This window comes from Variovorax sp. EL159 (assembly GCF_900100965.1).
Lineage (GTDB): Bacteria > Pseudomonadota > Gammaproteobacteria > Burkholderiales > Burkholderiaceae_C > Variovorax.
In genome coordinates this window covers 20512-39343 of record NZ_FMUJ01000001.1, presented here as the reverse complement: position 1 = coordinate 39343, position 18832 = coordinate 20512, and the positions used below count along the sequence as shown (strand labels likewise).

The following is an 18832-nucleotide window of genomic DNA, read 5'->3' as shown; positions in this document are numbered from 1 at the left end:
ATCAGCGCAGCGCCGGCGTATAGCTCTGCATCAGGCGCACCGTGGTCTCAGCCATGGAGGCGCCAAACTTCTTCGCCAGCTTCTCGGCCACGTTGTCGCGGCGCGTGTAGTCGATCACCTCGTCGGCCTTGATCACTTCGCGTGCCACGTAGTCGACATTACCCAGTTGGTCGGCCAGGCCGTACTCGACGGCTTGCTCGCCGCTCCAGAACAGGCCGCTGAAGAGGCCCGGGGTGTCGAGCTTCAGGCGGTCGCCGCGGCCGGTCTTCACCACATTGATGAACTGCGCGTGGATCTGGTTCAGCATCGTCTGGGCATGGGCGCGTTGCGCATCGCTCATCGGGCTGAACGGATCGAGAAAGCCCTTGTTCTCGCCTGCGGTCAAGAGGCGGCGCTCGACGCCGACCTTTTCCATCACGCCCGTAAAGCCGAAGCCGTCCATCAGCACGCCGATGCTGCCGACGATGCTGGCCTTGTCGACATAGATCTTGTCGGTGGCGGCGGCGATGTAGTAAGCCGCCGAGGCGCAGGTCTCTTCGACCACGGCGTAGATCGGCTTCTTGTACTTGGCCTTCAGCCGCTTGATCTCGTCGTTGATGATGCCGGCCTGCACCGGGCTGCCGCCGGGTGAGTTGATCAGCAAGACCACGCCCTTGGCACCATCGTCCTCGAAGGCCGTCTTCATGGCGGCGACGACGAACTCCGCGCTCGCGTCCCCACCGGCGGCGATTTCGCCCTTGATCTCGACGACGGCCGTGTGCGCCGTGGTCTTGGCGGTGCTCGGCGTGCTGCGCGAGAGCGCGAACCACGCCAGGAAGATGAAGAAGGCAAGCCAGGACAGACGCACGAAAGTCTTCCAGCGGCGCGTGGCCTTCTGCTCGCTCAGTGCGGCGAAGGCAAGTTTCTCGAGCGTCGCGCGCTCCCAGCCGGGACGTTGGGTGGGATCTTTGGCCATGTTCTTGGGGGTGGCCGGCTCAAATGGTTCGAACCCTTCGGGTTCAGTTCGGTTCGGGTCGGTCATGTCAGAAAGTCAGGGGGTGGAGGTTCCAGTCAGTATGCCAGTGCACCACGCCGTCATGCTCGCTCAGTGCGATCTTCACGAGGCCGCCACGGCAGGGGCCGCCCGCGCATTCGCCGGTGTCGGGCTTGTAGACCGCGCCGTGCGTCGCGCACAGCAGCCACTGGCCGGAGTCGTCGAAGAAGCGGTCGGGCTGAAAATCCATCTCCATCGCGACGTGGCTGCAGCGGTTGAGATACGCATGGGGCAGCCCCTCGAAACGCACCGCGAAGGCGCGGCAGCTTTCCCCGCCGTGGACCACGTCGAAAGGCACGGCGCGGCCGCCTTCGACAAGGTCCGAGGCATTGCACAGCGGGATGCGTTCTTCGCTCATGAAGAAACTCTCAGGCGTTGTCGAGGAGCCACGCTTCCAGGCTGGCGATCGAATGGGCGACGAACAGGGGCTTGAATTGATCGAAGCTGGCGGGCTCGTGCGCGCCGTAGCTCACACCCACGCTGGGGCAGCCGGCGTTTTGCGCCAGCTGCAGGTCGTGCGTGGTGTCGCCGATCATCAGGGTGCGCTCCGGCGCCACTTCGAGCTCTTCCATCAGTTCCAGCAGCATGCGCGGATGCGGCTTGCCGAAGGTCTCGTCGGCGGTGCGCGAGGCATCGAAGCGGTCGCGCAGGGCGACCGACTTCAGCGCCTCGTTCAGCCCGCGGCGCGACTTGCCCGTGGCCACCGCCAGCTTGTGGCCGCGCGCGCGCAGCGCATCGAGCATCGGCAGCACACCGTCGAACAGCACGATGTCGTCCTGGTGCTGCAGGTAGTGGTAACGGTAGCGGGCACCGAGCTCGGCGTATTTCTCCTTGGGCACATCGGGGGCCGCGCGGGCCAATGCCTCGGCAAGGCCCAGGCCGATCACCCAGGCAGCGTCGTTCTCGCTGGGCTTGGCGCCGCCGACATCGACCACCGCGGCCTGGATGCAGCGCACGATCAGCTTGGTGGAGTCATAGAGCGTGCCGTCCCAGTCGAAGGCGATGAGGTCGAAGCGTGGAGGTCTGGCGGAATCAGTCATGGGACGTGGGAGTGGGGTGTTGGGCCATCGCGTCGAGCGCGGCGGGGGGCATCAGCGCGAGCAGCTCGGGCGGCAGGTCGGCCTGCAGCGCCACGCGTTCGCCGCTGGCCGGGTGGTTGAACTGGAGCCGCCAGGCATGCAGGAACATGCGCTTGAGACCGAGCTTCTGCAACGCACGCTGGCGCTCGAAGTCACCGTATTTGTCGTCGCCCGCAATCGCATGGCCGGCCGACGCCAGGTGAACGCGGATCTGGTGGGTTCGGCCTGTCTTGATGGTCACCGCCAGCAAGGACAGCGGCGTGGCGTCGCCCGGCAACGTGAGCCGCGCCAGCACGCGCACCAGCGTGACGGCGCGCATCGCGTCCGGATGGTCTTTTGCGACCACGCGCACGCGGCGCTCGCCGGCACCCGCTACGCCGTCAGGGCCTGGCAGCAGGTATTTGGCGAGCGGCGCGTCGAGCACCTTCTTGTTGGCAGGCCAGCTGCCCTCCACCAGCGCCAGATAGGTCTTACCGGTCTCGCGCTCGCGGAATTGGTCTTGCAGCGCGACCAGCGCGCTGCGCTTCTTGGCCACCAGCAGGATGCCCGAGGTTTCGCGGTCAAGCCGGTGGACCAGCTCCAGGAACTTGGCGCCCGGCCGTGCCGTGCGCAACTGCTCGATCACCCCGAAGCTGACGCCGCTCCCACCATGCACCGCCACGCCGGCGGGCTTGTCGATGGCCAGCACGGCGTCGTCTTCCAGCAGTACAGGGAACTCGCGTGCCGGCGCTGGCGGGGTGGCGCCCTCTTCCGCGCGCGGCGAAATCCGCACCGGCGGCAGCCGCAGCACGTCGCCGACCTCGATGCGGGTCTCGGCCTGGGCCCGCCCTTTATTAATGCGCACCTCGCCCGACCGGATGATCCGGTAGACGTGCGTCTTGGGGACACCTTTCAGATGGCGGAACAGGAAATTGTCCAGCCGCTGCCCGGCGGATTCGGCGTCGACCGTGAGGAATTTGATGGCCGAATGAGGCGCCCCGGTTTCGCCTGAGGCTTTTTGGCCTGCGGGATTTGGAGCGGTCTCGGGGCTTGGCTTCGCACCTATAATGTTTTTCACCAGCGCGGTCGTGTAAGTGCTTGATTAGACAGAAGTTTAGAGCACTGACGATCACGCTGTGAGGTCGATGCCGCTTTGGCGCCGAGCTGCAAACCCCGCGCAATTGCGCAAAGTGGCAGGCCCGGCACCCGAGTCAAGCCGACACCCACGAAACACCGATACGGAATACCCAGCCTGCAGCTTCCAAGCTGCCGGCGGATCGAAGCGAGTCCCTTGTTGTGTTGATGCTGCTGATTCAAATGTGCTTGCGCTGGCTGATGCCAGTGGCCTCAGGCATTGAATCGTCCGTAGCGCGCGCCACCCTTGCGCAACCGGCTATCAAAAAGATAGCTACTCAACACCGAATCTGGCTCGCGCCCATCCACGCGCCCCCACCCCGGCTGTCTTCTTGAGCTGACGCTCGAGAGGCCTGTTCGCGCCTGGCGCGGCAGTCACAGCATCCGGGGCCAAGCGGCAATTCCCTGGTTTCGCGGGCGTCGTCCGTGCATCGTTGGCCCTTCATGGGCCGCAGAACGATACATATAAGGACAACGCATCATGAAGCGGATGCTGATCAATGCCACGCAGGCCGAAGAACGCCGCCTGGCCATCGTCGACGGGCAAAAGCTCCTCGACTACGAAATCGAGATCGAAGGGCGCGAACAGCGCAAGGGCAACATCTACAAAGCGGTCGTGACCCGCGTCGAGCCTTCGCTCGAAGCCTGTTTCGTCGACTACGGCGAAGACCGCCACGGCTTCCTGCCGTTCAAGGAAATCTCCAAGCAGTACTTCGCCGAAGGCGTGTCGGCCAGCCAGGCCCGCATCCAGGACGCGATCCGCGAAGGCCAGGAACTCACCGTCCAGGTCGAAAAAGAAGAACGCGGCAACAAGGGCGCAGCCCTCACCACCTTCATCTCGCTGGCCGGCCGCTATGTCGTGCTGATGCCCAACAACCCCCGTGGCGGTGGCGTTTCGCGCCGCATCGAGGGCGACGACCGCGCCGAACTCAAGGAGGCGATGGACCAGCTCGAGTACCCGAAGGGCATGAGCATCATCGCGCGCACTGCCGGCATCGGCCGCTCGGCACCCGAACTCCAGTGGGACCTGAACTACCTGCTCAAGCTCTGGAGCGCCATCGACGGCGCGGCCAAGGGCGGCAAGGGCGCCTTCCTGATCTACCAGGAATCGTCGCTCGTGATCCGTGCGATCCGTGATTACTTCAATCACGACATCGGCGACATCCTGATCGACACCGACGACATCTACGACCAGGCGCAGCAGTTCATGGCGCACGTCATGCCCGAGCATGCCGCCCGCGTGAAGCGCTACCGCGACGACGCGGCCCTGTTCAGCCGCTTCCAGATCGAGCACCAGATCGAGTCGGCCTACGCCCGCACCGTGCAACTGCCTTCGGGCGGCGCCATCGTGATCGACCACACCGAAGCGCTGGTTTCGGTCGACGTCAACTCGGCCCGCGCCATCAAGGGCGGCGACATCGAAGAAACCGCCACCCGCACCAACCTCGAAGCCGCCGACGAAGTGGCCCGCCAGATGCGCCTGCGCGACCTGGGCGGCCTGATCGTCATCGACTTCATCGACATGGACGAGTCGAAGAACCGCCGCGAAGTCGAAAGCCGCCTGCGCGACGCGCTCCGGCAAGACCGCGCCCGCGTGCAGTTCGGCTCGATCAGCAAGTTCGGCCTGATGGAAATGAGCCGCCAGCGCCTGAAGCCCGCGCTGTCGGAAGGCTCCTCGATCCCCTGCCCCCGTTGCGGCGGCTCGGGCCACATCCGCGACACCGAATCGAGCGCGCTGCAGATCCTGCGCATCATTCAAGAGGAATGCCTGAAGGACAACACGGCCGCCGTGCACGTCCAGGTGCCGGTCGAAGTGGCCTCGTTCCTGCTGAACGAAAAGCGCCCCGAAATCGCCAAGATCGAGCTCAAGCAGCGCGTCACCGTGCTGATGGTGCCCAACAAGACGCTCGAAACGCCGAACTACAAGCTCGAACGCCTCAAGCACGACGATCCGCGCCTCGACCACATCGAGGCCAGCTACAAGATGGCTGACGAGATCGAAGATCCAACGGCCGTCACGCGCCGTTCGCAAGAGCCCACCAACAAGCAGACGCCCGTCATCAAAGGCGTGCTGCCCGACGCGCCCGCACCCGTGGTGCCGCCCAAGCCCGAAGCCGTGCGCGCGCCAGTCGCCGCACCCGCACCGGTCGCACCGCCCGTGGTGAGCGCGCCCGTTCCGGCGCAAAGCGGCTTCTTCGGCTGGATCAAGAACCTGTTCGGCGGCACGCCGGCCCCCGCTCCGGCGCCTGCACCCGCACCGGCCGCGAACCCGGTCGACGCACCGAAGCCCCGTCGCGATGGCCGTCCTGGCCGCGATGGCGAAGCACGCGGCGGCGCACGTGACGGTGAACAACGCCGTGGCGGCCGTGGTGGTGAAGCGCGCGGCGAGGGCCGTGGCGAAGGTGGACGCTCCGGCGGCCGCGACGGCGAACGCCGTGGTGGCCGTGGCGGCGAGCGCCGTGAAGGACGCGAAGGCCGTGAAGGTCGCAGCAGCGAACTTCGCAACGACGCCACCAATGCACCGCGTGAACAACGCGAACCGCGCGAGCAGCGTGAACCCCGCGAGCCCCGCGAAGCACGCGCGCCGCGCGACGGCGAACAACGCCGCAACGGTCGCGGCGAGCGCCGCGAAGGCGAAGGCCGCAACGCACCGGCCGAAGCACTCGAAGGCAACGTCAACCTCGAAGCCCAGCAACTGGCACAAGGCGCCGTTGCAGGCGACGAAGGCAACGCAGCAGAACGCGCACCGCGCGCCCGCGGCGAACGCCGTGAACGTGGTGAGCGCGGCGAACGTGGTGGTGACCGCAACGAGCGCGGCGAGCGCAACGGCGACGCCAACACCGCACGCGGTGACCGCAATGGCGACACGCAGTCCCGTGGCGAAGCCGCCGCCGGCGACGATGCCGCCCAAGGCGAACGCCAGCCCCGTAACGGCCGCGACGAGCAGCGCGCACCGCGCGGCGATCGCAATAATGACCGCAACGACGGCCGCCGCGAGCGCCGCAACGACGCCCCGCAAGCGGCCGGCGATGCCGACGTCCGCGTGGCCGAAGCAGCAGCAACCACCGACGCCGACCAGGGCAACGACGCCGCCGGCAACAACGAGCAGGCACCGCGCCGCGATGGCGAAGAACGCCGTGGTCGTTCGCGTGACCGCTACGGCCGCGACCGCCGCGAGCGCGGCCCGCGCGACGACAGCGAAGCCGGCACGGCCGGTGCGCGGGTTGCCGAAGGCGCCGTGGCAGCGGAAGCCATCGCAGTCGGCGACGTGCAAGAAGCCCCGGTGTCCCGCTCGCAGCAGCAACTGCCGCTGGTGTCGGAACGCGCTGAAGCCACTGTTGCCGTCGCCACGGAAGTTCGCGAGCCCGCACCCCAGCAAGCCCGCGCCGAGCAGCGCCCCGCACCAGCACCGGCCGTTGCGGAAAGCAGCAACGGCAAGGCCGCGGCACCCGCAGCCGCCAATGGCCGCACGCTGCCCAAGGTGCAAGCCTTCGAACTGCCGCTGAACGAACTCACGCAGATCGCCGCAAGCTCGGGCCTGCAGTGGGTCAACTCGGATGCGGATCGCATCGCACAAGCACGCGCCGCCATCGCCGCGGAGCCGAAGCCGGTCCACGTGCCGCGCGAACGCCCACCGGTGATCGTGCTCGACGAAGGCCCGCTGGTGCTGGTCGAAACCCGCCGCGACCTCGCCTCGATGTCGCTGCCCTTCGAGCAAGCAGCTGCCGGCGACGCGCAGCAGCAGCAACAGCACCCGCTCTGAGCCCCTTCGCTCAGCGGTAAATAAAAACGGCGCCTCTGGCGCCGTTTTTTCATGGGGCCGACGTTCTTCTCACGCTGACGCAGGCATTGCGCCAGGCACGGGCGGCTCTGGCATTTCCAGGATCAGTTGGCCGAAGCGACAGGCGCAAGGCGTCTTGCCGCCTTCGCTCCAGATCAGCGAGAAGTCGACGCTCGGCAATGCCGGCAGGCCGTAGCGCCCGTCGACGATCTTCATGCCCGGCTCCACTTCTTCCCGCGTGAGCACCGTCACCGCAAGCCCCGCGAGCACCGCCGCGCGAATGCCCTGCGTGCTCGCCGACGTGAAGACCACGTGCCAGTCGACCGCCGCAAGATCGAGCGCCGACCCCGCCACCTCCCGGTTGACGCAGGGCTTGGGAAAGAAGGCCAGCGGCAGCGATGCGCCCTTGGGTGCCTCGAACGTTTCAGCTGCGGCCCAGACCAGTTGCGTGCGGCGCAGACGCGTGCCCTCGACGGCATGAGGCGGCGACATCACCACCGCAAGGTCGAGCTCGCCGGCGCGGATCATTGCGCGCAGGTCGAGATGCATGCTCACGCTCACCTCCAGTCGCACCGCCGGAAAGCCGCGCGCGAACTGCGAGAGCAGCGGCGGCAGCCGGTCACCCATGAAGTTGTCCGGCACGCCGAAGCGCACCGCGCCCGAAATCGGCGACGGCTGAAAACGCCGGGTCATGGCGTCGAGCGTGTCGAGAATCTGCTGCGCGTAGCGAAGGAAGTCTTCGCCGTCTTCCGTCACCGTGAGGCGACGCGTCGTGCGGCGCAGCAACGGCCGGCCCACCTGCTCTTCGAGCTTGCGGATCTGGTGGCTGATGGCCGATTGGGTCAGGTGCAGGCGTTCTGCCGCGCGTGTGAAGCCACCGGTTTCCTTCACGGCCACGAAGGCGCGCAACAGCGTGGGGTCGAAATCCATGGCGACAAATAAATGATGTTTTCTAATGAATTCTAGGAAATTAAATCATTTCCATCATGAAGAGGGTTTCAACAGAATCGCCCGAACCTCTTTCGGAAAGCTGCTCGATGCCTCTCTCACACACCGGCAAGAACCGGATCGCCTTGTCCGCGGTCTGCCTGATCGCCTTGATGTTCGGCCTGGAAATCTCCAGCGTGCCGGTCATTCTTCCCACCCTCGAAAAAGCACTGCACGGCGACTTCAGCGACATGCAGTGGATCATGAACGCCTACACCATCGCCTGCACCACGGTATTGATGGCCGCCGGCACGCTGGCCGACCGCTACGGCCGCAAGCGCGTGCTGATCGTCGGCGTGCTGCTGTTCGGCATCACTTCGCTGGTGTGCGGCATCGCGCAAAGCGCATCGGTGCTGATCGTCAGCCGCTTCCTTCAGGGCCTCGCCGGCGGCGCGATGCTGATCTGCCAGCTCGCGGTGCTGTCGCATCAGTTCCAGGAAGGCAAGGAGCGCAGCAAGGCCTTCGCCATCTGGGGCGTGGTCTTCGGCATGGGCCTGGGTTTCGGACCGATCATCGGCGGCGCGATCGTGGCGCTGTCGAGCTGGCAATGGGTTTTTCTGGTCCACGTGCCGCTGGCCGTCGTGGCGCTGGCGCTTGTGCTGGGCAGCGTGGAAGAGTCGAGCGACCCCGATGCGAAGAAGCTGGACCTGGCGGGCATCGTCACGCTGTCGCTCGCGGTGTTCGGCCTGGCGTACTTCATCACGCAGGGGCCGGGCCTGGGTTTCGCAAGCCCCGTGGCCGTCGGCATCCTGGTCGCGACGGTGGTCAGCTTCGCTGCCTTCCTGTGGGTCGAGAAGATCAACCCGCACCCGATGTTCGACTTCTCGGTGTTCCGCATCCGCAATTTCTCGGGCTCGATCATCGGCTCCATCGGCATGAACTTCAGCTTCTGGCCGTTCATGATCTACCTGCCGATCTACTTCCAGAGCGGGCTGGGCTACGACGCCGTCACCGCCGGCTCGGCCCTGCTGGCCTACACCTTGCCCACGCTCGTCATGCCGCCGCTGGCCGAGCGGCTGTCGCTGCGCTACCGGCCCGGCGTGGTGATTCCCTCGGGCCTGTTCGTGATCGGGCTGGGCTTCCTGGCGATGCGCTATGGCAGCAGCGCCGAACACGCGAGCTGGCTCACGCTGCTGCCCGGCTGCCTGCTGGCCGGCATCGGACTGGGCCTGACCAACACACCGGTGACCAACACCACCACCGGTTCGGTGTCGAGCGCCCGCGCGGGCATGGCGTCGGGCATGGACATGAGCGCGCGGCTGATCACGCTCGCCATCAACATCGCGCTGATGGGGTTCATCCTGCTCGAAGGCATTCACTCGCATCTGAAGCGCACCTTGTCCGCATCGCTCGATGCGCTGCAGTTGCGCGCCGTGGCGGAGAAGATCGCGGCCGGCAGCTTCGGCACGCTCACGCAAGACTTTCCGGCCCTGTCGCAAGCCGACCCGTCGGGCACGGCCGTTCATGCGGCGCTCGTGCAGAGCTTCGGGCTGGTGATGCTCTACGGCGGCATCGGTGTGTGGGTGCTGGCAGGCATCAGCCTGCTGATCTTCGGCAACGGCAAGCCGGTTGTGCAGGCATCGGGCCTGAAGGCCGAAGAGTCCGTGTGCTCCTGAAGCCAGGGGGCACCCGGACAGAAAACGCTCAGGTGTTCTCGATCTGCGCCGCGCGCTTCCACGCCTCGGCGGCCTGCTCCGCGTCTTCGCGGGCTTCGGCCAACTGCGCCAGCGCAGACCACGCGCGCCGATAAAGATCGGTGTCCTGCAGCCCCAGCCCGGCCTGCGTAAGCAACTGCTGGGCCTTGCCCCACAACTGCCGCTTCATGCAGGCCATGCCCGCGAGGTACTGCAGGTTCGGATCGCGCGGGTTGTTGCGTTGCGCGCTTTCGATGCGGGCCAGCCAGTCGGCATCGACCGAGTCGAGCCCCGCTTCGAGCGCGCGCGTCAGCTTGACGCGCAGCGCATCGCCCAGGCCGCGCGGGTTGGCGACCATGCGCTCCCATGCCGGCAACAGCCAGCCGCGCGCCAATGCCAGGTCGCCACGCAGCGCGACCATGCGCTGCGCCGCGTGGATCGCCACTTCGGGCATGCCGCGTTCGTTGGCATCGAGCTCGGACCAGGCACGCAGCAGTTGCGCCGGATCGTGCGCGCCCGACAGCAGCTCGGTGGCCAGCCCGCGCAAGATGCTCTGCGCGGCAGCTTCGGAGAATGCGCGGTGCTTGGCCAGCAGGCGCGCGGTTTCGAGGGCTTCGACGGTGCGCCGGTCCAGGCGGGCCGCCTTGAGATGCAGGCGCAGGGCCAGCGTTCGCCGTTGCACGCCCTGCGGCAGTTCTTCGAGCCGTGCGAGTGCAGCGGGCGCATCGCGGTCTTCGAGCGCCCAGCGCGCGGCGCGCAGTTGCACGCCTTCGCGCGTCTCGGGGCTCGACAGCACGGTGCGGTCGGCGCTTTCGTTCAGGGCCTGCTGCAGATGCGCGTCACGCGCCGGCTTGTCTTGCAAGGCCTGCGCGCTTTCGGCTGCCAGCAGATGCGCCAGCACGCGCACCTGCTGCGCCTGCGGCAGGCTCGCGCCGAGCGCGGACAGCGTCTTCTCTTGCGTGAGCGCGGCCTGTGCCGCCTTGCGTGCCCGCGAGAAGCGGCCAGCGATCAGTTGCACCATCGCGTCGAGCAAGGCCGCATGCAGCGTGCGTTCCTTCTGTTGCAGCCGCCATTGGCGCGCCTGCGTTGGCAGAGAGAACAGCGCGGCCAGGGCGCGTAGCGCGACGTGCAGCAACACGAAGGTCGCCAGCAGGATCACGAGGACGAGGTTCAGCGACAGGTCGACGCGCCAGGGCGGCCAGAACACGGTGATCGTGCCCTGGTTGTTGCCCGCGAACAGGGCCACGGCCGCCGCGACGGCGAAGAGCGCAAGGAGCCAGATTGCAGCGCGCATGAGTGGATCAGCGTCCTGCGGCGGCTGTCGCCAGGGCAGCGAGCGTGTCGTCGATACGCACGGGCTCGGTGGTCTTCACCTGTTGCTGCAACTGCTGCAGCAGCGTGGCGGCGGCTTGCGTGCGGCGCGACGCGGGATCGAAATAGCGGTTCAGCGACGCGGCCACCTGGGCCAGCTCGGTGCGCGTGGCGTCCACCTGGCGCGACAGCAGCGACAGGCGCGCATTGAGCAGCTTGAGCTTGAGGTTCTCGCGCAGGAAGTAAGACTGTTCGGGCACCAGCAGCACGGCTTCGGGGCTCTGGATGCGGCCGACGCGAACCAGCGAGCGGGCCTCGCCGCGCACCGTCAGCAGCACGCGGCGCCACCACGGCGCATCGGCGGGAATCGGTTCGACCTGCCAGGCATTGGCGCCGGTGCCGCGCACGGCCACGGCATTGAGCGTCGGCAGGTCGTCCACGCTGCGCATCAGTTCGTCGAGCCTTTGCAGGGCTTCGGCGTTGTCGGTGCTGGCGCTGCTGCGCAGCCGGTCGGCGTCGCGCTGCATGGCGCGCTGCAGAGGCGCGAGCCGCGGCTGTGCGGCGCGCGAGATGCGCAGGTCGCCGCCCTTCAGTGCCGCGAGCAAGGGCTCGACGCTGCCCGTCACCTGCGCCTGCTGCAGGGCCAGGCGCACGGCCGATTCGATATCGATGACGAGGTTTTCGTCGCGCGAGCGCGAAAGGCTCTGGATCAGTTCTTCGAGCTGCGAACGCTGCAGCGCGACTTCAGCCACGCGAGTTTCGATCAGGGCCACGCGGGCGGCGGAATCGCGCACGGTGTCGCTGGCCTGGCGTGCCAGCGCACGCGCTTCCATCGATTGCGCGATGGCGTCGGCGCTTTGCCGGGCCAACTGCTCCTTCATGCCGCTGACCTTCTGCCACAGCGCGATGGTCGCGATCAGCGTGAAGACGGTCACGAGGGCCAGCAGGCCGAATCCGATGCGCGACAGGATCAACGCGCCCGCGGCTTGCGCGGCAGGCGTCTGGTGCGGCGCCAACGCGGCGGGCACCGGTGCCGAGACGGCGGAGGGGGGAGAAAGGTCGTCGGACGGGGACGCGGCACTCATGCCAAGGATTCTATCGACGCGATCAGCGCTTCCCGCAAGGGTGTGCATACACGCAACGCCCCGAAACCCGCGGCCCGCGCGGCTTCGCCGATGCGTGCATGGGTGACCACCGCGCTTGCCGCGTGCCATGTCGCATCGGGCATCGCGCGCTGGAGATTGCCGATCGCCTCCGAGCTGCTGAAGAGCCAGATCGCGCGGCCCTCGACGCCGTCGATGGCGAGCTGCCGCGCGCTGTTGTCGAACAACGGTGGCAGGCGGCGGTAGGCCACCACGGTGTCGCGCAGGCCACCGGCGGTGTCGATTTCATTGGCGAGCCAATCGCGGCCGGCCGGGCGCCCCGCCTCATCGCCGCCGCGCACGATCAGCACGCGCGTGCCTGCCGACACCTGGGTCCGCACCCGCTCCCACAGCGCCTCAGAGTCGAAGCGCGTGGCTTCGGGGGGCGGTGCGTCGATGGCTTGCTGCGGCACGCCAGCGCGCAACAAGGCGCGCGTGGTGCCAGGGCCCGTGGCCCAGAAGCGGCGGCCCGCAATGGCGTCGGTCGCCGCATCCGGCCCTTGGTGCAGGAAGAAATTCTCGACGGCCGTGGCGCTCACGAACATCAATGCCGCATAGCTTGCGAGCCGGCGCCAGGCCGCGTGCAGGGGTTCGACGTCGGCCACCGGCGCAATCACGATCAGCGGCAACGCCACCGCATCGATGCCGGCGGCACGCAATTCATCGACCCATTGCACCGCCTCGCGCGCCGGTCGCGTGACGATGACGGGGCGCGCGGTCATACGATGACCACGGATTTCAGTGGGCGCCCGCGTCGCGCAGCATGGCAGCAGCGCGGCCACCGAGCGCGTCGGCCTGGGCGAAGTCGTCGGCCGGCGCATGCACGTGGATCTTCACCAGCGGCGCCTGGCCTTCCGGGTCGCCCCACGCCGCGTCGATGCGCAGCGCGCCATCAGCCTGCCAGCGGGCATGCGCCGCCAGCGGCATCGAGCAACTGCCGCCCATCGCACGGCTCACGGCGCGTTCGGCGGCGGTCGAGAGCCAGTCGCCCCGGTGCGTGAGCGAACCCAATAGCTCGATCAGTTCGGCGCGGTCCGCGCGCACCTCGATGCCGAGCGCGCCCTGCCCTGCGGCGGGCAGCATGGCGTCGGGATCGAAGGCCACGCGGATGCGGCTTTCGAGGCCCAAGCGCTTGAGCCCGGCTGCAGCCAGCACGATCGCGTCGTACTGCCCGTCGTCGAGCTTGCGCAGGCGCGTGTCGAGATTGCCGCGCAGCGGTTCGATGCGCAGGTCGGGCCGCAGCGCACGCAGCAGCACCACGCGGCGCAGGCTGGACGTGCCGACCACCGCGCCCTGCGGCAGTTCGTCGAGCGAGGCATAGCGAGGCGACACCAGGGCGTCGCGCGGGTCTTCGCGTTCCAGCACGCAGGCCAGCGTGAAGCCTTCGGGCAGGTCCATCGGCACGTCCTTGAGCGAGTGGACCGCGATGTCGGCGCGCCCCTCTTCCAGCGCGAGTTCGAGTTCCTTGACGAAGAGGCCTTTGCCGCCGACCTTGCTGAGCGAGCGGTCGAGGATCTGGTCGCCGGTGGTCGTGAGGCCCAGCAGGCTGACCGTGTGGCCCCGTTCTTGCAGAAGTGCCTGCACGTGTTCGGCCTGCCACAAGGCCAGGCGACTTTCGCGCGTGGCGATGACGATATTGCTCAAGACCGTTCCCAAAAAGTACATGTTTTCAGACCCTCGGAATGCTAGCATGTTGCGCCGCAGCAACGCAGTCGGCGCGTCCATTCAAGTCCCCAGGAACAACATCGAATGAAAGCCAGCAAGACCCCTGCTCCCCCCAAGCGCCGCCAGGCCGAAGACCAGCCACTGATCGACGACATCCGGCTGTTGGGCCGGATCCTCGGCGATGTGATCCGGGAACAGGAGGGCGACGAGACCTATGCGTTGGTGGAAAAGATCCGGACCCTGTCCGTGGCGTTCCGGCGCGATGCCGACCACGCGGCCGACCGTGCCCTGAAGAACCTGCTCAAGGGCCTGAGCGCGGCCGAAACGGTGCGCGTGATCCGCGCCTTCACTTATTTCAGCCACCTGGCCAACCTCGCGGAAGACCGCCACCAGATCCGCCGCCGCACCGAGGCCGAGCGTGCCGGCGAAACCGCCGACGGCGACCTGCAGACCGCGCTGGCCCGCATCCGCAAGGCCGGCGTCAAGCCCGACGAGATCGTGGCCTCGCTGGCCCACAGCTATGTGTCGCCCGTGCTCACCGCGCACCCGACCGAAGTGCAGCGCAAGAGCATCCTCGATGCCGAGCGCGCCATCGCGCTGCTGCTGACCACGCGCGACGAGATCCGGCTGCGCCAGAGCGCCTACGCAGGCGGCAAGGACGCGCTCACGCCCATCGAGTTCGCCGACAACGAAACGCAGATGCGCATCCGCGTCACGCAGATCTGGCAGACGCGCCTGTTGCGCTTCTCCAAGCTCACGGTGGCCGACGAGATCGAGAACGCGCTGAGCTACTACGAAGCCACCTTCCTGCGCGAGATTCCGCGCGTCTATGCCGACCTCGAAGGTGCGCTGGCCCAGGGCGGCGTCGCGCCGTCGGTCGCGCCCTTCTTGCGCATGGGCCAGTGGATCGGCGGCGACCGCGACGGCAACCCCAACGTGACCGCCGAGACGCTCGAATACGCGCTCAGCCGCCAGTCCGAACTCGCGCTGCGCCACTACCTCACCGAAGTGCACTACCTGGGCGGCGAGCTGTCGCTCTCGGCCACGCTGGTCGATGTGTCGGTCGAGATGCAGGCACTGGCCGAACGCTCGCCCGACACCAGCGAACACCGCAAGGACGAGCCTTACCGCCGCGCGCTCACCGGCGTGTACGCGCGCCTTGCGGCCACGCTGCGCGAACTCACCGGTGGCGAAGCGGCGCGCCATGCCGTCGCACCGCAGAACCCGTATGCCAGCGCCGAAGAGTTCCTTGTCGACCTGCGCACGCTCGAAGAGTCGCTCGACGAAAAGCACGGCAGCGTGCTCGCGGCGCCGCGCCTTCGGCCGCTGATCCGCGCGGTGGAAGTGTTCGGCTTTCACCTGGCCACGGTCGACCTGCGCCAGAGTTCCGACAAGCACGAAGCCGTGATCGCCGAGCTGCTCGCCACCGCACGCATCGAGCCTTCGTATGCCTCGCTGGCCGAAGAGGCCAAGCAGACACTGCTGCTGAAGCTGCTCGACGACGCCCGCCCGCTGCGCGTGCCCGATGCCGACTACTCGCCGCTGGCCAAGAGCGAGCTTGCGATCTTCGCGGCCGCCCGCGCCTCGCGTGCCCGCTACGGCGCGGCCGCCATCCGCCACTACATCATCAGCCACACCGAAACGGTGAGCGACCTGCTCGAAGCCCTGCTGCTGCAAAAAGAAGTGGGCCTGCTGCGCGGCGCGATGAACAGCAACGCGACCTGCGACCTGATCGTGGTGCCGCTCTTCGAAACCATCGAAGACCTGCGCAACGCCGCGCCCATCGTGCGTGCCTTCTATGCGCTGCCGAACATCCAGGCGCTGATCGAACGCTCCGGCGCCGAACAGGACGTGATGCTCGGCTACAGCGACAGCAACAAGGACGGCGGCATCTTCACCAGCAACTGGGAGCTGTACCGCGCCGGCATCGCGCTGGTGTCGCTGTTCGACGAACTCAACAAGAAGAAGGCCAACCCGATTCGCCTGCGCATGTTCCATGGCCGTGGCGGCACGGTGGGGCGCGGCGGCGGTCCGAGCTACCAGGCGATCCTGGCGCAGCCACCCGGCACGGTGCGCGGACAGATCCGCCTGACCGAACAGGGCGAGGTGATCGGCTCCAAGTACGCCAACCGCGAGATCGGCCGGCGCAACCTCGAAACGCTGGTGGCCGCCACGCTCGAAGCCACGCTGCTGCCGCAGGGCAAGCCGGCGCCCGCCACCTTCCTGTCGGCCGCGAGCGAACTTTCGGCCGCCAGCATGGCCACCTACCGCAAGCTGGTCTACGAGACACCGGGCTTCGGCGAGTACTTCTTCAGCGCCACGCCGATCCGTGAGATCGCCGAACTCAACATCGGCTCGCGCCCCGCCTCGCGCAACCCAAGCCACAAGATCGACGACCTGCGCGCGGTGCCGTGGAGCTTCAGCTGGGGCCAGTGCCGCCTCACCATTCCGGGCTGGTTCGGCTTCGGCTCGGGCGTGGAGCAGTTCCTTGCCGCTGCGGGCAATGCCGCGGGCAAGAAGGAACGCCAGACGCTGCTGCAGCGCATGTACGCGCAGTGGCCTTTCTTTCGCACGCTGCTGTCGAACATGGACATGGTGCTTGCCAAGAGCGACCTCGCGCTGGCCTCGCGCTATGCCGAACTGGTGAGCGACCGCAAGCTGCGGCAGAAAGTCTTCTCGATGATCGAGGCCGAATGGCATCGCACCTCGGACGCGCTCACGCTCATCACCGGCGCGAAGCAGCGGCTCGAAGGCAACGCCGAGATGCAGCGCTCGGTGCGGCATCGCTTTCCGTACATCGACCCGCTGCATCACCTGCAGGTGGAGCTGATGCGGCGCTATCGCGCGGGCGATGGCGGCGAGCGGCTGCAGCGCGGCATTCACATTTCGATCAACGGCGTGGCTGCGGGCTTGCGCAACACCGGCTGACGCGTGCCGCCGAGCCGGTGCGCAAGGATGCGATGCCGGCTCCATGCCAGGGTGTCTTTTCAGAACAGGCCCGAGTGCCAAGGGGGTATGAAATGAGCCATCGTCTGCGCACCACGCTGAGCTCCAGCGTTCCGGCATGTCGCCCATCGGATCCGGGGAGCCGTTCATGCTGAACAGTTCCCCGAGGCTTTTTCTCCCCCACAAGACGCGGGCTCGCCTCAGGCAGGCCTGTGGATTGCTGCTCCTTGCCACCGCGGCCGGTCACGCCGCGGCCCAGCAACCGAGCGTGGCCAAGGCCTACGAACCGGGCTTCAGTTTCTTGCGCAACGACATGAGCTATGACGTGCGCTCCGACGGCACCTACACCTTCGAGCGCTCGGAAAGCATTCGCCTCAACAACGATCAGGGCGTCAGACAGAACAGCCAGATCCCCCTGAGCTACAGCACTTCACTGCAGGAGCTGGAGGTGCTGGAGGCCTACACGACCACCAAGGACGGCAGGCGGATCGATGTCTCATCGGACAAGATCCTGCTTCAACAGAGCCCGCAGAGCGCAGGCGCACCGATGTTCGATGACGCCAAGGTCAAGACGGTCGTGTTCCCCGCGACGGAAGTTGGTGCGGTACTGACCCTGCGCTGGCGCACGACACAGAGGACGCCCCTTTTTCCAGGCGCCTTCTCGATGTCGCAGACGTTCTCGCGGACTTCGGACATCCAGTCTTCGAAGGTCACGCTACGGGCACCTGAATCGCTCGACCTCCATACCGATGCCGTTGGACTGGAAGGCGGCAAGGTCGCCTCCGATCAGCCTGGCATCCAGATGTGGCGCTGGACCCTGAACAACGCCCCGGCCCACGCGCCGGAGGCCGGGGCGGTCAGCACCTACGATTTCAGCCCGCACGTTTCGGCCACGACCTTCGCCGACTATGGAGCAGCCGGGAAGGCCTACCTCGAACGCGCCAGGCCCAAGGCCGAGGTCACGCCAGCCATCCGCAAACTGGCCGACGAACTCACCAAGGGAATCGAGGACCGGCGCACACAGGCACAAGCCCTGTACCAATGGGTCAGCAAGGACGTGCGTTACGTCGCGATCTTTCTCGGCGCGGGTGGCGTGGTTCCACACGAGGCCGAAACAATTGCACAGATCAAGTACGGTGACTGCAAGGATCACGTGACCCTGCTGGAAGCGTTGCTCGCGGCCAAAGGCATCAAGAGCAGCCCTGTGCTGGTCAATCTCGGCGCGGTGTACGCCTTGCCCAAGGTCGCGGTCACGCCAGGAGCCTTCAACCATGCGATCACCTATCTTCCCGAATTCGATCTCTTCGTGGATTCGACCGCGCGCATCGCTCCTTTTGGTGTCTTGCCGCTTGTGGAACGCGGCAAGCCGGCACTGATCACGGACGACGGCCATGGTGTCGCAAAGGTGGTCACGCTTCCGCCGAGCAGCGTCGCGCATGACACCGTGCGCGTCGACACGGAACTCTCGATCGATGCCGAAGGAGGGATGGAAGGCAAGAGCAAGGTCGTGGCCACTGGCCTCTTCGAGTTGCTCAACCGCCAGGTCGCGGCCCTGATGCCGAAAGGGACCGAGCCCCAGGTGGCCAGTCGCATGCTGCTTCTTACGGGGCAGAGCGGGACGGGCACCTACGTTCTTGGTGACACACGCGACTTGTCGTCCGCGTTCTCGTATTCGACGCAGTTCACGCTGGCGAACCAGATTCAACAACCGGGACCTGGCGCGTTGACTATTCCCGCGGGCCTGGGAAGCTTCAGCAGCATTCGCTCGACCGTTGACGAACTCGCTGCGCAACCCCGACGCGATTTCCCCGCCGTCGTGGCAAGCGGCCGGCACGAAGAGATCACGGTACTGACCCTTCCTGAAGCCATCAAGGTCAAGACGCTCCCCAAGCCCTTGTCCCTGGAGAGCCCAGTGGGCCACTACGAATCGAGCTACGCGCAAGACGGGAACACGCTGACGGTCCGGCGTGTTCTGGAAGTCAACCTGCCGGCGCCGGTTGCCGACCCGGACACCTATCAGAAGTTGCGCGCGCTGGGCACGACGGTTTCACGCGACCTGCGGACTCAGCTCTTCTACTGACGAGCACTTCGGCCCGCGTGGGCGCTGCCGGCCGATGCGATGGTGCGGGTGGGTTAAGGTC

The 18832-nt window shown here is 67.0% G+C and carries 13 protein-coding genes; 4 read left to right on the top strand and 9 right to left on the bottom strand.

Annotated features, from left to right (window positions below; all coding sequences use genetic code 11):
* Position 1 precedes the first annotated feature (1 nt).
* Genes BLQ28_RS00160 through BLQ28_RS00145 form a run of 4 tightly spaced genes read right to left on the bottom strand, consistent with a single transcriptional unit; the run spans position 2 to position 3169 of the window.
* The gene (locus BLQ28_RS00160; protein WP_093236554.1) at positions 2-1021 is read right to left on the bottom strand and encodes a S49 family peptidase; all 1020 of its coding nucleotides are present in this window, start codon (positions 1019-1021) and stop codon (positions 2-4) included.
* Position 1022: 1 nt separating this feature from the next.
* A complete protein-coding gene (locus BLQ28_RS00155) occupies positions 1023-1391 on the bottom strand; it encodes a Rieske (2Fe-2S) protein (RefSeq protein WP_093236553.1) in 369 nt (122 codons plus the stop codon).
* A 10-nt stretch (positions 1392-1401) separates the two neighbouring features.
* Positions 1402-2073, bottom strand: coding sequence for an HAD family hydrolase (locus BLQ28_RS00150; protein ID WP_093236552.1), 672 nt, complete (start codon positions 2071-2073; stop codon positions 1402-1404).
* Positions 2066-3169, bottom strand: a complete 1104-nt coding sequence (locus tag BLQ28_RS00145) for an RluA family pseudouridine synthase (RefSeq protein WP_093236551.1) — start codon at positions 3167-3169, stop codon at positions 2066-2068. Before BLQ28_RS00145 ends, BLQ28_RS00150 begins: the two co-directional genes overlap by 8 nt.
* Positions 3170-3706: 537 nt before the next feature.
* Here BLQ28_RS00145 and BLQ28_RS00140 point away from each other — a divergent pair.
* On the top strand, positions 3707-6988 hold the full coding sequence (locus BLQ28_RS00140; protein ID WP_093236550.1) for an Rne/Rng family ribonuclease: 3282 nt from the start codon (positions 3707-3709) through the stop codon (positions 6986-6988).
* 69 nt (positions 6989-7057) lie between these two features.
* On the opposite strand, the gene BLQ28_RS00135 is transcribed toward BLQ28_RS00140, so the two are convergent.
* Entirely contained in the window at positions 7058-7936 is an 879-nt protein-coding gene (locus BLQ28_RS00135) for a LysR substrate-binding domain-containing protein (RefSeq protein ID WP_093236549.1), read from the bottom strand.
* A 107-nt stretch (positions 7937-8043) separates the two neighbouring features.
* On the opposite strand from BLQ28_RS00135, the gene BLQ28_RS00130 reads away from it, so the two are divergent.
* On the top strand, positions 8044-9609 hold the full coding sequence (locus BLQ28_RS00130) for an MFS transporter (RefSeq protein WP_093236548.1): 1566 nt from the start codon (positions 8044-8046) through the stop codon (positions 9607-9609).
* Positions 9610-9637: 28 nt separating this feature from the next.
* Here the strand turns inward: BLQ28_RS00130 and BLQ28_RS00125 are convergent, their stop codons facing one another.
* The 4 genes from BLQ28_RS00125 to hemC are packed head-to-tail and all read right to left on the bottom strand — an operon-like array spanning position 9638 to position 13745.
* Positions 9638-10921: a heme biosynthesis protein HemY gene (locus BLQ28_RS00125; protein WP_093236547.1), complete on the bottom strand. Its 1284-nt coding sequence runs from the start codon at positions 10919-10921 to the stop codon at positions 9638-9640.
* Between the two features lie 7 nt (positions 10922-10928).
* A complete protein-coding gene (locus BLQ28_RS00120; RefSeq protein WP_093236546.1) occupies positions 10929-12023 on the bottom strand; it encodes a uroporphyrinogen-III C-methyltransferase in 1095 nt (364 codons plus the stop codon).
* On the bottom strand, positions 12020-12802 hold the full coding sequence (locus BLQ28_RS00115; RefSeq protein ID WP_093236545.1) for a uroporphyrinogen-III synthase: 783 nt from the start codon (positions 12800-12802) through the stop codon (positions 12020-12022). The genes BLQ28_RS00120 and BLQ28_RS00115 overlap by 4 nt, the downstream gene beginning before the upstream one ends.
* Before the next feature lie 16 nt (positions 12803-12818).
* A complete protein-coding gene (gene hemC, locus BLQ28_RS00110) occupies positions 12819-13745 on the bottom strand; it encodes a hydroxymethylbilane synthase (protein ID WP_093236544.1) in 927 nt (308 codons plus the stop codon).
* Positions 13746-13829: 84 nt separating this feature from the next.
* Here hemC and ppc point away from each other — a divergent pair, with 84 nt between their 5' ends.
* A complete protein-coding gene (gene ppc / locus BLQ28_RS00105) occupies positions 13830-16673 on the top strand; it encodes a phosphoenolpyruvate carboxylase (RefSeq protein WP_093236543.1) in 2844 nt (947 codons plus the stop codon).
* 166 nt (positions 16674-16839) lie between these two features.
* On the top strand, positions 16840-18771 hold the full coding sequence (locus BLQ28_RS00100; protein WP_176800971.1) for a DUF3857 domain-containing protein: 1932 nt from the start codon (positions 16840-16842) through the stop codon (positions 18769-18771).
* The last annotated feature ends 61 nt before the right edge of the window (positions 18772-18832 follow it).